At 66.7% G+C, this 13637-nt stretch carries 13 protein-coding genes and 1 tRNA gene; 10 read left to right on the top strand and 4 right to left on the bottom strand.

Annotated elements, in window-relative coordinates; translation table 11 throughout:
• Window positions 1-18 precede the first annotated feature (18 nt).
• The 8 genes from D5084_RS06485 to D5084_RS06450 all read left to right on the top strand — a co-directional run bounded on the left by D5084_RS06485 (window position 19) and on the right by D5084_RS06450 (window position 8665).
• Window positions 19-651: a flavin reductase family protein gene (locus D5084_RS06485; RefSeq protein ID WP_128514695.1), complete on the top strand. Its 633-nt coding sequence runs from the start codon at window positions 19-21 to the stop codon at window positions 649-651.
• 129 nt (window positions 652-780) lie between these two features.
• Window positions 781-1833, top strand: a complete 1053-nt coding sequence (locus D5084_RS06480) for a 2,5-dihydroxypyridine 5,6-dioxygenase NicX family protein (RefSeq protein WP_128514694.1) — start codon at window positions 781-783, stop codon at window positions 1831-1833.
• Window positions 1830-3170, top strand: coding sequence for an acyl-CoA dehydrogenase family protein (locus D5084_RS06475; RefSeq protein WP_238382544.1), 1341 nt, complete (start codon window positions 1830-1832; stop codon window positions 3168-3170). Before D5084_RS06480 ends, D5084_RS06475 begins: the two co-directional genes overlap by 4 nt.
• Window positions 3170-4603, top strand: a complete 1434-nt coding sequence (locus tag D5084_RS06470; RefSeq protein ID WP_128514693.1) for an alpha/beta fold hydrolase — start codon at window positions 3170-3172, stop codon at window positions 4601-4603. Before D5084_RS06475 ends, D5084_RS06470 begins: the two co-directional genes overlap by 1 nt.
• Window positions 4600-5280 (top strand): TetR/AcrR family transcriptional regulator, encoded by a 681-nt coding sequence (locus tag D5084_RS06465; RefSeq protein ID WP_128514692.1) that lies wholly within the window; start codon window positions 4600-4602, stop codon window positions 5278-5280. Before D5084_RS06470 ends, D5084_RS06465 begins: the two co-directional genes overlap by 4 nt.
• A complete protein-coding gene (locus tag D5084_RS06460) occupies window positions 5270-6610 on the top strand; it encodes a glutamine synthetase family protein (protein WP_128514691.1) in 1341 nt (446 codons plus the stop codon). Before D5084_RS06465 ends, D5084_RS06460 begins: the two co-directional genes overlap by 11 nt.
• A gap of 4 nt (window positions 6611-6614) precedes the next feature.
• Window positions 6615-7133, top strand: coding sequence for a flavin reductase family protein (locus D5084_RS06455; protein WP_162302394.1), 519 nt, complete (start codon window positions 6615-6617; stop codon window positions 7131-7133).
• 86 nt (window positions 7134-7219) lie between these two features.
• Window positions 7220-8665 (top strand): APC family permease, encoded by a 1446-nt coding sequence (locus D5084_RS06450; protein WP_128514689.1) that lies wholly within the window; start codon window positions 7220-7222, stop codon window positions 8663-8665.
• 55 nt (window positions 8666-8720) lie between these two features.
• Here D5084_RS06450 and D5084_RS06445 read toward each other — a convergent pair whose 3' ends face one another.
• Together D5084_RS06445 and D5084_RS06440 are read right to left on the bottom strand one after the other, a co-directional pair.
• Window positions 8721-9521 carry an undecaprenyl-diphosphate phosphatase gene (locus D5084_RS06445; RefSeq protein ID WP_128514688.1) on the bottom strand — a complete coding sequence of 267 codons (801 nt, stop codon included), beginning with the start codon at window positions 9519-9521 and terminating at the stop codon, window positions 8721-8723.
• Between the two features lie 4 nt (window positions 9522-9525).
• Window positions 9526-10512: a complex I NDUFA9 subunit family protein gene (locus tag D5084_RS06440; protein WP_128514687.1), complete on the bottom strand. Its 987-nt coding sequence runs from the start codon at window positions 10510-10512 to the stop codon at window positions 9526-9528.
• Window positions 10513-10665: 153 nt separating this feature from the next.
• On the opposite strand from D5084_RS06440, the gene D5084_RS06435 reads away from it, so the two are divergent.
• A tRNA-Leu gene (locus D5084_RS06435) sits at window positions 10666-10750 on the top strand.
• 123 nt (window positions 10751-10873) lie between these two features.
• On the opposite strand, the gene D5084_RS06430 is transcribed toward D5084_RS06435, so the two are convergent.
• Window positions 10874-11632 carry a DUF1013 domain-containing protein gene (locus tag D5084_RS06430; RefSeq protein WP_128514686.1) on the bottom strand — a complete coding sequence of 253 codons (759 nt, stop codon included), beginning with the start codon at window positions 11630-11632 and terminating at the stop codon, window positions 10874-10876.
• A 125-nt stretch (window positions 11633-11757) separates the two neighbouring features.
• Between D5084_RS06430 and D5084_RS06425 the strand changes: the two genes are divergently transcribed.
• Entirely contained in the window at window positions 11758-12396 is a 639-nt protein-coding gene (locus D5084_RS06425; RefSeq protein ID WP_128514685.1) for a ribonuclease T2 family protein, read from the top strand.
• A 239-nt stretch (window positions 12397-12635) separates the two neighbouring features.
• Here the strand turns inward: D5084_RS06425 and D5084_RS06420 are convergent, their stop codons facing one another.
• Window positions 12636-13628: an NAD(P)H-quinone oxidoreductase gene (locus tag D5084_RS06420; protein WP_128514684.1), complete on the bottom strand. Its 993-nt coding sequence runs from the start codon at window positions 13626-13628 to the stop codon at window positions 12636-12638.
• Window positions 13629-13637 lie beyond the last annotated feature (9 nt).

The following is a 13637-nucleotide window of genomic DNA, read 5'->3' as shown; positions in this document are numbered from 1 at the left end:
GGCAGCGAGGGAGGTCTGATGCGCTACGATCTGGATCAGGTGCCGGAAGCCATCGCCTACAAGCTGCTGGCCGCGACGGTGATTCCCCGGCCCATCGCCTGGGTGGTGACGCAGGGCGCGCAAGGCGTGAACGGAGCACCCTATTCCTTTTTCAACGTCATGGGATCGGCCCCGCCGACCGTGGCGCTGGGCCTGATGGCAGCCCCTGGCAGGGGGTTCAAGGACACCGCGCTGAACATCCTGGAGACCGGAGAGTTCGTGGTGAACCTGGTGCCGGAGCGGCTGGTCGCCGCGATGAACCTGACCTCGGCGGACGCCCCGCGCGGGGTGGACGAGCTGGCCTTGGCCGGGTTGGCGGTGCTGCCGAGCGCGCATGTCGTGCCGCCCCGGATCGCGGACAGCCCGGTGGCCTTCGAGTGTCGGGCGCTGTCGTCGGTGGTGACGGGGCCGTGTCAGACCGTGGTGATCGGCCGGGTGCTGGCGGTGCATATCGACGACGCCTATCTGAAAAACCCCGAGCGCGCGCATGTCGACACCGACGCGCTGGACCTTGTCGCCCGCAGTTTCGGGGCGGAATACATCCGCACCCACGACCGCTTTGACCTGCCGCGCCCGACCTGGGCCGGGCTGAAGGCCGAGGGAAAGGTCTGAGGCGGCAAGGGTTTATCGAAACTCGCGGGATTTGCGAAACTTCGGTTGACAGAATGTCGCAGGCTCGCGAACCTTTACTCACAAGTAAAGAAATTCGCAAAGCCGCGAATCGTCAACGGGGAAAACGCGATGCTGCAGGAGCGCGTCGAAGGCAAATGGCTGGCGGCCTTTCGCCGGGTGTTGGCGCTGAACGGGATCGGCAAGGGCACTCCGATTGCCATCCTGTCCGAAACCCAGTCGCGGCCCGTGCTGGTCCATCTGTGCGAGTTGGCGGCCTATGACCTGGGGGCCGAGTTCTGCATGATCCAGATGCCGACCCCGGTGCAGACGGCCCCTGTCCCGGTCAAATCCACCGGCACCAGCTGGGCGATCCAGGGCAACCGCGCGGTGATCGAGGCGCTGAAGCTGGTTGACGTGATCGTCGATTGCACGGTGGAGGGGCTGATCCACGCGCCCGAGTGGCCGGAGATCGAGGCGGCGGGGCGGACGCGGCTCTTGGTCATCACCAACGAGCATCCCGAGATCCTGGAGCGGACCGAGCCGAAGGCGGAACACGGGCCGAAGGTTCAGCTGGGTATCCAGATGTTGCGCGAGGCGTCGGAGATGCGGGTGACTTCGGCCCTGGGCACCGATCTGGTGGTGGACCTGCGCGGCGCGCCCTGTGGCGGGACGGCGGGGTTCGGGACGGCTCCGGGGTCGGTGGCGCATTGGCCGGGGGGGCTGTGCCTGGCTTTTCCGGGGCAGAACGCGGTGAACGGGCGGATCGTGATGGGGGTGGGCGACATGAACCTGACCTTCAAGACCGTCCTGACCAGCCGGATCGATGTCACCATCGAGAACGACTTCGTCACCGCGATCAGGGGCGACGGGATCGATGCGCTGCATTTCCGCGAATACCTGGAGGCCTGGGGCGACCGGAACGCCTATGGGATCAGCCATGTCGGCTGGGGGATGAACCCCGGCGCGACATGGGTCAGCGCCGCCATGTATGACAAGCGCGACATGCAGGCGGTGGAGTTCCGGGCCATCGCCGGGTCGTTCCTGTGGTCCACGGGCGCGAACCAGTATGCCGGGCGCTACACCCTGGGCCATTTCGATTTGCCGATGCGCAACTGCACCATCGCCCTCGACGGGCGCGTCGTCGTGAAGGACGGCGTTCTGCAAGGAGAGCTTGCCCCATGAACGTGCAAACCCCCGTTGCCGCGATGCCGATGAGCATGCCCGCCGATTACTACGACATGACGCGCGTCCGGCCCGAGGTGGCCGAGGCGATGCGGAAGATCAACGCGATGGGGCCGGTCTTTGCCGCGCGGGCGAAGGCGGTGGATGACGAGGCGTCGTTTCCGGAGGCGAATTACCGCGATCTGGCAGAGGCGGGGTTCCTGGGCCTGTCGATCCCCGAGGAGTTCGGCGGCTGGGGCTTTTCCATGGGCGAATATGCCATGGTGGGCGCCGAGATCGCCAAGTACTGCGGGGCGACGGCGCTGACCTTCAACATGCACAACTCGTCCATGGCCTGGTCGCGGTTCATGTATGACATGCCGAACCTGACCGAGGCCGAGCGGGCGGAGTTTGCGCCGCTGCGGGCGCGGCAGTTCACCCGGGCGATGAAGGAGCGGGCGATCTATTCGCAGCCCATATCCGAGGGCGGGCAGAACTGGACCTCGAAGCCGAACCAGACCCAGTGCCGCGCGGTCGAGGGCGGCTGGAGGATCAACGGGTTCAAGAAGTTCGCCTCGCTGGCGGGGTATTGCGACTACTACACCATCGTCTGCACGGAGGTCTTTGAAGGGCAGGAGCCCCGGCACGAGGACACGATGCTGTTCGTGGTCCACAAGGATGCGCCGGGTCTGACGGTGAAGGGGGACTGGGACCCGCTGGGGATGCGGGGGACGAACAGCCGGGATCTCATTCTGAAAGACGTTTTCGCCACCAAGGACGACCTGCTGATGCCTCGCGGCATCTTCGGCAAGACCCTGCCGAACTGGCCGCACATGATGGCGACGCTTTCGCCCACCTACATGGGCGTGGCGCAGGGGGCCTATGACTTCACCATCGCCTATCTGAAGGGCCTGGTGCCGGGCCAGCCGCCGATCGACCGGCGGATGTATGCGACCAAGCGGGTGGCGGTCAGCAAGATGTATGCCCGGCTGGCGAACATGCGGGCGCTGTGGTGGCAGGCGTTTTCCGAGGCGAAGGGGATGCCGTCCAAGGCCGAGGTGATGCGGATGTATGCGGCGCAGTACAACGTGATGGAGGGCGTGCAGGAGATCACCGCCCTGGCGATCCGCACCTGCGGCGGGCAGTCGATGCTGAAGTCTCTGCCGCTGGAGCGGATGTATCGCGACAGCCGCTGCGGGGCGTTGATGTTGCCCTATACCTCGGAAATCATGGAGGATTACATCGGGGTGCTGGCGCTGTACGAGATGGACGAGTTGGACAGCGCCCCCGGCGATGAGGGCGGCGCGCGCAATTCCCTGTGGCGGGGGGACAGCGGGTCCCTGAAGGCGCTGCGCTGATGGGGCGGGAGATAATCCAGGTTCAGGGACATGTGCCCCGTGCGCCGGAGGACGTGTGGCGGGTCGTGCGCGATTTCAGCGGGGCCTGGCATCCGTGGGTGGCGACGATCCGCGAGGAGCGGGGGGCGAAGGGGGCGCGCATTCGGGCCTTTACGGTCGCGGGCGAGGATACGACCTACCGTGAGCAGCTGACCTACTTTTCCGACAGCGACCGTGTGCTGGGCTATACCCATCTGGAGGGCATCCGCGATTGCGAGGCTTATGATGCGCGGGTGACGGTGAGCCCGGCCGAGGCGCGCGGGTCGGTGGTCGGCTGGACCGCGACAGTGCGCGCGCCGGCGGCGCGGCTGGGGGCGATCTGCGAGGGGACGAAAAGGGTTTTCGAAGCGGGCATCGCGGCGCTGGGTGACGCGGCGGCGATACCCTTTCCCCAACCCTTGCGCCCCGGGCGAGAGGGAGATGCATCAGGCCCGGACGCGGGGGTCCGGCTGGAGACGCGCGTCTTCGACGATCTGCCCCGGCTGGCCCTGTCCATCGCCGCCCCCCCACCCCCTCCCTCCCCCACGCGGGGGGAGGGAGGCTCCCGGCTTTCGGGGTCCGGCGCTGCGGCATCCGCTGCGCGCCTCCCCTCCCCCCTGTGGGGAGGGGAGGGGGGTGGGGGGGACGCGCCAGGCGGGCGACTGTGCCTGTTCCTGCACGGGATCGGCGGCGGGCGGTCGAACTGGGAGGATCAGTTGCGCGCGGTGGGCGGCGTGATGCGAGCGGCGGCGCTGGATCTGCGGGGCTATGGCGACAGCTCGCTGGGCGCGCGGCAGTCCACGGTGGACGACTATTGCGCCGATATCCTGCGGGTGGCGGAAAGGCTGGGGGCAAAGCGGCTGGTGCTGGTGGGGCTGTCCTACGGGTCGTGGATCGCAACCTCCTTTGCCATGCGGCATCCCGAGATGCTGGACGCTCTGGTCCTGTCCGGCGGCTGCACCGGCATGTCCGAGGCGGGGCCGGACGAGCGCGAGGCGTTCCGGGTCAGCCGCGAGGTGCCGTTGAACGCGGGGCAGACCCCGGCCGATTTTGCGCCCGCCGTGGTGAAGGTGCTGGCAAGCCCCGGCGCGTCAGAGGCGGTGCGGCAGAGGTTGTTCGACAGCATGGCCGCCATCCCCGCCGCAACCTACCGCGATGCCCTGACCTGCTTTACCAACCCGTTGGAGCGGTTCGACTTTTCCCGTCTGACGATGCCCGTCTTGCTGATGACCGGGGAACATGACCGCCTCGCGCCGCCGGCCGAGATTCGCGGCATCGCCGGGCGCATCTGGGACATGGCGCCCCGGCCGGATGTGCGGTTCGAGGTGATTGCAGGCGCAGGCCATGTCTGCAATGTGGAGGCACCCGCGGCCTACAACCGCCCGCTTCTGGACCTGCTGGGGCGGCTGCCGTGACCGGCTCGCGTCGCCAGCAGAACCGGCTGAACCGGGAACGGGCGATCCTGGATGCGGCGCTGAAGGTCTTTGCGGCGCAGGGCTACACGGGCGCCTCGATGGATGCGGTGGCGGCCGAGGCAGGGGTGACGAAGCCCACGCTTTACAGCTACTTCCCGTCGAAGGAGAGCCTGTTCCAGGCGATGATGCTGGGCAAGCGCGACGTGATGCTGGACGTGTTCGAGCATCCCTCGGGCGACATGGTGGCGGACCTCTTGGTCTTTGCCTGGGCCTATGCCGACACGGTGATGCGGCCCGAAATGCTGGCGCTGGCGCGGCTTATCATCGGCGAGGTGCAGCGGTTTCCGGAAATCGGCCGGGCCTATCAGGCATCCGGCCCCGACCATCTGTTGCGCGGGATCATGCGCTATCTGGACAGCCAGCGCCGCGCCGGGCGGCTGGCGTTCGAGGATGCGGAACTGGCGGCGCAGGACCTGTGGGGTCTGATCCTGTCGGCGCCCCGGACGCAGGCATTGTACATGCCCGATGCCCTGCCCGACCGGGCGACGCTGCATCGCTATATCACGAACGGCCTGCGGGTGTTCCTGAAGGCCTATTCGACGGCCCCCGCGCCGGACCTGCACCAACTCGAAGCGCTGGCAAGCGCCCCTTCGCAACAGGTGAGACATGACGCTTGACGACTATCTGGCCGATCCCGGCAGCCGCTTTGCCACGGTGGCGATGACGGATACCAACGGTCTGTTGCGCGGGCAGATGGTGTCGGTGAGCAGCCTGCGCGGGATTGTCAGGGCCGGGATGGGCATGGCCCCGGCGCAGCTGGCGCTGGACCCGACGGATGTGTTTCTGAACCTGCCGGGGGTGAATGACGACGCAGGCGATTTCCACGACGATCCGCTGGTGCTGGACCCGGCCAGCGTGCGGCGGATGCCGTGGTCGAAGCCGGGGCATGACCTGCTGGTGCTGTCGAATTTCTCCGGGGCCTCGGCGGAGCTGTGCCCCCGGTCGATCCTGTCGAAGGTGCTGACGCGGGCGGCAGAGGCGGGGTTCTTCCCGAAATACGGGATGGAGCTGGAATACACGCTGTTCGACGAGACCCCGGAAAGTGCCAGGGCGAAGGGCTACCGCAATCTCAAGCCCGCGACCCAGCATGCCAGCCACGATCTGATCCTGTATCAGGCGGTGCAGACGGAATGGTACGAGGCTCTGGCGGCGATCTGCGAGCCGTTGAGGGTCGATCTGGCCAAGATGCATGAAGAGATCGGCGCGGGGTTCATGGAGGCCTGCATCGGGGCGGGCGGCGGGCTGGAGCCGGCGGACCAGCTGGTGCTGCTGAAGAACTTCCTGCGGGCGCTGGCCCTGCGGCAGGGCAAGTCGGTGACCTTCATGCCGCGCTGGAGCGAGACGGCGGACAGCCAGTCGATCCACCTGCACATGAGCCTGAAGGACAAGGCGGGGGCGCCGGTGTTCTGGGATGCGGCGCAGAAGAACGGGGTCAGCGAGACGTTCCGGCATTTCCTTGGCGGGTTGCAGGCCTATGTCGGGGACATGACGCTGATCTTCCAGCCCACGGTGAACAGTTACCGGCGCTTTGCCCCCGGCACCTTCGCGCCGCCCGGCCTGACCTGGGGCTATGAAAACCGCACCACCTGTTTCCGGCTGGTCGGGCATGATCCGGGGTCGCTGAGGGTGGAAAACCGGCTGCCTGGGTCGGACACGAACCCTTACCTCACGACGGCGGCGACCCTGGCGGCGGGGATCGCGGGGATATCGGGCAGGATCGAGCCGGACCCGGAGGTCATCGGCTCGGGCTATGCCCGGACGCCCGACCGCGACTTTGCCCGCTCGATGCCCGAGGCGATCGCGCGGCTGCGCGGGTCGGCCTTTGCGCGGGACTGGCTGGGCGACCGCTTCGTGGACGGGTTCACCGCCACGCGGGAGTCGCAGTACGACGAGTTTCGCCGCAAGGTCCCGGATGTGGAACTGGACCGATTCTTTGATCTTGGATGACACGATGACCGACACCGCCGACCTGCGCGCCGCCTTTGTCGAAGGGATGAGCCGCGCCGCGACCTTCGTGGCCGTTGCCACCACCGATGGCGAGGGCGGGAGGCACGGGGTGACCGTGTCCTCGCTGACCTCGGTCTCGGCGGATGGCGAGCAGCCCTCGCTTCTGGTCTGCATCAACCGGCAATCCCCGGCGGCGGCGGCGATCCTGCAGAACCGGGCCTTCTGCGCCAACCTTCTGGCCGAGACCCAGCAGGACCTGGCGAACCTGTTCGCCGGGCGCAGCGGGACGGACCGGGCGGAACGGTTCGACCGCTCGGCCTGGGAGGCCGGGGCGCTGGGCCAGCCGATCCTGTCGGGGGCGACGGCGGCCTTCGAATGCCGCCTGGCCACCGCGCTGTTGTGGGAGACGCATCACATCATCGTCGGACGGGTCACGGCGGTGCGGCTGTCAGGCGAGGGTTCGGCGCTGCTTTACGGGCAGCGGGCCTACAGAAAGGCTATACATCTGAGCGGAGATAGTTAAACTGTTAAGTATCTCGCGGCCCGTGATGGCTGTGGGCAAAGGGTGAACCGGCAAGAAGACCGGTCGCCGCGCAACACGGAGGGAACATGTCTGACTTTACCGAAATCGGCCCGAACCGGCTGCGCCGGAATTCGCTTGGCCTTGTCGCCGTGACCTTCATGGTCATCTCGGCCGCGGCGCCCCTGACCGGGGTGGCGGGCGCCATGCCTCTGGCCTTTCTTCTGGGCAACGGGACCGGGATCCCGCTGACCTTCATCCTTCTCACGCTGGTCATGCTGGCCTTTGCGGCGGGCTATGTGGCGATGAGCCGCCATGTCATCAACGCGGGCGCCTTCTACGCCTATGCCGCGCGGGGCCTGGGCGGCGGCATGGGCGGGGCGGTGTCCGTGATGGCGCTGGTGGCCTACAACACCATGCAGTTCGGCCTGATCGGTCTTCTGGGCGGCGTTTCGGCGGGGGTGTTCAGCCAGTTCGGCATCAACCTGCCCTGGTGGATCTACAGCCTGATCGCCATCGCCTTGGTCGGCATCCTGGGCTATCGGCAGGTGGACCTGTCGGCCAGGGTGATGGTCGTGCTGGTGGGCCTGGAATATCTGATCGTCTTCATCGTCGACTTCGCCATCCTGGGTGCAGGCGGGGCCGAGGGCAAGGGGCTTGCCGTCAACATCTTCGACTTTTCGGCGCTGTCCTCGGGATCGCTGACGGCGGCGGTCCTGTTCTGCCTGGGGTCTTTCATCGGGATCGAGGCCACCACGATCTACGGCGAAGAGGCCAGGAACCCGGAAAAGACCATTCCCCGCGCGACCTACCTGTCGATCCTGATGATCGGGCTGTTCTTCGTCTTCACCACCTGGCTGATGATCGCGGGCACGGGGGCGGACAAGCTGCTGGAGACACTTGGCGCACTGGAAGATCCGACGGCCTATTTCTTCATCCTGGCCGAGACCTATACCAACCCGACGATCTCGATGATCGCGGGGCTGCTGCTGGTCTCGAGCCTCTTCGCCGCACTGTCGGCCTTTCACAACTACATCGCCCGCTATTCCTATGTGGCGGGCCGTGACGGGCTGCTGCCCGCGGCCTTTGGTCAGACCCATGACGCGCATCAAAGCCCGCATGTCGGGTCGGTGGTGCAGACCGTGGGTGCGCTGATCGTGCTGGCGATCTTCGCCGGGCTGGGGCTGGACCCGATCCTGAACATGTTCACCTGGATCAGCCAGATCGGCACGCTGGGGGTGATCGGGATGATGGCGATCACTTCGGCTTCGGTGATCGCCTTCTTCGCGAAACGGGGCGACGGCTCGCCCCTGTCGACGAAGATCCTGCCTGCCATCGCCGGGATCATCATGGCGGCGCTGTTCGTCTACATCTTCCTGAACTACGGCGACCTGACCGGGACGACGGGCGGCAGCCTGAGCTGGATCCTGCCCTCGCTGATCCCCTTGGGCGGCGTGATCGGCTATCTTCTGGCGATGCGGCTGAAGTCGGCGGACCCGGAGCGCTTTGCGACCATGGGCCAGAGCCAGGCTTGACGCGGCACGGGGCGGTCGCCTGGCGGCCGCCCCGGCACATGCGGGCAGCGAGGGGTCAGTAGCCCAGTTGCAGCGCGAAAAGCGCGGCGGCGCCGACGATGATCCGCCACCAGCCGAACAGGGCATAGCCGTTGCGGCTGATGAAGCTGAGCACCCAGCGCACCACGATCACGGCGGTCACGAAGGCGACGGCAAAGCCCACGGCGATCTCCCATACGGCGCCGAAATCCAGCACGTCGCGGTTCTTGAACAGGTCGTAGGCGACGGCGGCGCCCATGGTGGGCAGGGACAACAGGAACGAAAACTCTGCCGCCGCGCGCTTTTCGACGCCGAGCAGCAGCGCGCCGACGATGGTGGCCCCGGATCGCGATACGCCGGGCACCATGGCGAGGCACTGGCAGAAGCCGATCACCAGCGACTTGCCGAAGGGCAGGGCGAGCGCATCGGTGTGGACGGGGGCCGGAGCGATGCGGTCGATGACCAGAAGGACGATGCCGCCCAGGATCAGCATCACCGCGATCAGCGCGGGTGTTTCGAACAGGACCGTCTTGACGAAGTCATGCACCAGGAGCCCGACGAAGACGGCGGGAAGAAAGGCCAGCAGAACCGAGACGATCGCCCGCCGCGCCGCATCGTCGTGCCGGGCGCGCACGAGAAGCCGGCCAATCAGCGCGGCATAGACCGAGAACAGGGCCAGGATGGCGCCCAGCTGAATCACCACCTCGAAGGTGCGGCCCTTCGACTCGAAGCCCAGGAAATGACCGGCCAGCAGCAGATGCCCGGTGGAGGAGACCGGAAGGAACTCGGTCAGCCCTTCCAGAAGCCCCAGAACGGCCGCCGTGAGCGTGGTGTCCACGACCTCAGACCTTCTTCAGGTTCTTGGCCGATTCCTTGATCGCCGCAAACTGGCCTGCCGGGCGATAGCGCCAGAGGTATTCGGGCAACACGGCCTCCATCGCGGTCGGGGTGATGCCGAGGTCGGACAGGCCCCTGGCGCCCGGGGCGACGACATTGTCGCGTGCAAGGTTGCGGACCTGGTCGCGGGTCAGCATCTTGTTCTCGATCAGGCCAAGGGTCACGGCCTGCACCATGTCGAAGACGAAGGCCATGATCCGGGCGAGGAAGAACGGGATGCCGATCACGGCGCGGCGGCGGTGGATGACCTTCAGCATCCGGCGCATCAGCCCGCGGAAGGTGTCAATCTCGGGCCCGCCGAGTTCATAGATGCCGGGCGCGGCCTGACCCAGAACGCCCTTCACGGCGGCCTGGGCCACGTCATCGACATAGACCGGCTGGAATTTCGTGTCGGCGCCGACGATGGGCAGGATCGGACCAAGCCGGGCCATGCCGGCAAAGCGGTTGAAGAAGCCGTCCTCGGTGCCGAAGATGATCGAGGGGCGCAGGATCACCGCGTTGGGGAAAGCGGCCAGAACGGCGGCTTCGCCTTCGGCCTTGGTACGGGAATATGCGCTGTCCGAGTCTGCGTCGGCGCCGATGGCGGAGATATGCACGAAGGTCGCCACGCCCTCTTCGGCAGCGATGCGGGCAATCCGGCCGGCACCTTCGGCCTGCACCGCGTCAAAGGTGTTCTTGCCGACCCCGTTCAGGATGCCGACGCAGTTCACCACCGCATCCGCCCCCCGGATCATCGCCCGGACCGAGGCATCGTCGCGGATGTTGCAGGCCAGCGGCTCCACCTGTCCCGGCACGCCGTAGGGCTTGACGAACAGGGCCTCGTTCGGGCGGCGGACGGCGACGCGGACGCGCCAGCCTTCCTTGGCCATGCGGCGGGCGATGTAGCGTCCGACAAAGCCCGAACCGCCAAAGATGGTGACCAGCTTGCTCATCCGCGCAATCTCCGAAAGGGCGCCCCGGGGCGCCGGAATCCTCGCGGATCAATATCCGTGCCGTCCTTCCCGGGCAAGGCCAAAGCGGTCTTGCGAAATTTCGCGGCGGGGCCGTTGACTCTGGCAAATGGCGCCGTTACATCGCCCATCAGTGCCCAGATGGCGGAATTGGTAGACGCACTGGTTTCAGGTACCAGCGCTGCAAGGCGTGGAGGTTCGAGTCCTCTTCTGGGCACCAGCTATCAAAAAAGCCCGCAACCCTAACCGGTTGCGGGCTTTTTGCTTTTGCGGTCTTCGGTCGGCGGACAAGAAAAAACCCGGCCGCGGGGCGACCGGGTTCGGATTTGCCGGACGGGCGGGATCAGCGGCGACGGGTGTCGTCTTCGTCCTCGTCGTCGTGGTCGCCGCCGGGCAGGTTGAAGAAGCTGTCGGCGTCCGAAAAGTCCGCGGCCGGGCCGTTGTCCTTTTCGTCGTCGCCGAAGACTTCAAGACCGGTGAGCGACGAGGGCATCCGCGGCTCGGGCGCCATGCCGAGCGACTGTTCGGTCGACACCAGCTTGCGGCGTTCGTCGTCGGACATCACCGTGCCCTCGGCGGCCTTCTTGCGGGCGGCGGCCTGGACGGCGGCGTCAAGTTCGGACTGCTTGCACAGGCCGAGCGCGACCGGGTCGATGGGCTGGATCTGGCCGATGTTCCAGTGCGTGCGTTCGCGGATCGACTGGATCGTGGGCTTGGTGGTGCCGACCAGCTTGCCGATGGCGCCATCGGACAGTTCGGGGTGGAATTTCACCAGCCAGAGGATGGCGGCGGGACGGTCCTGGCGTTTCGACAGCGGCGTGTAGCGCGGACCGCGACGCTTTTCCTCGCCCTGGGCGGCGGGGTTGAATTTCAGCTTCATCCGATACAGCGGATCGGCCTGGGCTCGTTCGATCTCGATCGGGTCAAGCTGGTTGTTGGCGACGGGATCGAAGCCCTTGACCCCGGCTGCGACGTCGCCGTCGGCGATGCCCTGCACTTCCAGTTCGTGCATCCCGCAGAAATCCGCGATCTGCGCGAAGCTGAGCGTCGTGTTGTCCACCAGCCAGACGGCAGTGGCCTTGGCCATAAGCGGTTTCGACATCGGATCTCTCCTTTACAAACCTGTCCCGTGCCGGGAAAACGGCTGCGGGCCTGGCCCGCGAGTTCCACGATTTCGGGGAATTCCAGCGTGCATATAGGGCCGAAACGCAAGAAGGGAAAGCGGAAATGCGCCTGTTCCTGATGGCTGTTGCGGCTTTGTGCTGGGCCGCTGCCGCACGGGCCGAGGGCGAGCGGGCGGGGGATTTCGACTACTATGTCCTGTCCCTGTCCTGGTCGCCCGCCTGGTGTGCACTGGAGGGGGATGGGCGCGGTGATCCGCAATGCGACACCGGGCGCGGGCTGACCTTCGTGCTGCACGGGCTTTGGCCGCAGTACGAAAGCGGCTGGCCGTCCTGGTGCCGCACGGTGGAGCGCGATCCGACCCGCGCCGAGACGGCGGCGATGGCCGATATCATGGGCGGGTCGGGGACGGCGTTCCATCAGTGGAAGAAGCACGGGCGCTGTTCGGGCCTGTCTGCGGCCGAGTTCTACCGGGCGGCGCGCGAGGCCTATGGGCGCGTTGCCATTCCGGACCTGTTCAAGGATGTCTCAAGCCCGCTGACCCTGCCCGCCAGTGTGATCGAAGCGGCGTTTCTTGAGGCGAATCCGGGCCTTGCGCGCGATCAGATCACCATCACCTGCAAGGACGGGCTGATCCAGGAGGCGCGGGTCTGCCTGACCCCGGACCTGGCGTTCCGCCGCTGCGGCGACGATGTCATCCGGGACTGCCGGTTGCAGGACGCGGTGCTGAAGCCGGTGCGGTGAGGGGGCGGGATCGGCAATCTGAAAAAGCAACCGTCGAGGGGAAGTCTGGGGAAAACCGCTTTATCAAATCATCGGTGCCTTTGGGCGTCTGGGGAAGCGCCTGCGGGCCTGAGTTGTGGATCGAAACATCCGATCCCGCCTGAGACAGGTTTACCAAACGTCAACTTCGCTTGCGCGTGAAGAAAGCGTCAAAGCCCCACCACGTGGTTGAAGGTAAGGAAATCCCTACGGCGGCCCCCCTATTCTTCGACGCGCAGCACGATCTTGCCGACATGGGCCCCCGATTCCAGCCGCCAATGCGCCGCCGCGGCCTGCGGCAGTTCATACTCGCTGTCCATCACCACCCGGACCGCCCCGCGTTCGATCATCGGCCAGACCTCGGCCTCGACCGCCCGGGCGATTCGCGCCTTGGCGAGGTCGGACTGCGGGCGCAGCGTCGATCCGGTGAGGACCAGGCGGCGGGTCATCACCTCGGCCAGGTTCAGCGTGACCTTGGCGCCTTGCAGGAAGGCGATCTGCACCAGGCGGCCGCCGTCGGCCAGCGCCTTGATGTTGCGTTCGATATAGGGCCCGCCGACCATGTCGAGGATCAGGTTGGCGCCGCCTTCCGCCGTCATGACCGAAACGAAATCCTCGGTCCGGTAGTTGATCGCCACTTCGGCGCCAAGCGAACGGCAGACCTCGCACTTTTCGTCCGACCCGGCGGTGGCGAATACCCTTGCTCCAAGGGCATTGGCGATCTGGATCGCGGTGGTGCCGATGCCGCTGGTGCCGCCGTGGACCAGGAACCTTTCCCCCGCCCGCAGCCCGCCCCGTGTCACCATGTTCGACCAGACGGTGAAGCAGGTTTCCGGCAGGCAGGCGGCCTCTTTCAGGGACAGGCCCCTGGGGATCGGCAGGGCGTGCGCTTCATGCGTGACGGCATATTCGGCATAGCCACCGCCGGGCAGAAGCGCGCAGACCCGATCGCCGATCTTCCAGCGGCTGACGCCGGGCCCGACCTCGACCACGGTGCCGGAACATTCCAGACCGGGAAGCGGCGAGGCCGAGGGCGGGGGCGCATAGGCCCCGGCACGTTGAAGCGCATCGGGGCGGTTCACCCCGGCATAGGCGACGCGGATGATGATCTGGCCATGGCCGGGCACCGGGACCGGCACGGCGACCGGCATCAGCACGTCGGGCCCCCCGGGTGCCGAGATTTCCATCGCAAGCATGCTGTCGGACAGGGTCATCAGTTCAAC

The sequence above is a fragment of the Tabrizicola thermarum genome, assembly GCF_003574395.1.
Lineage (GTDB): Bacteria > Pseudomonadota > Alphaproteobacteria > Rhodobacterales > Rhodobacteraceae > Tabrizicola > Tabrizicola thermarum.
This window is presented reverse-complemented; position numbering and strand designations above follow the sequence as displayed.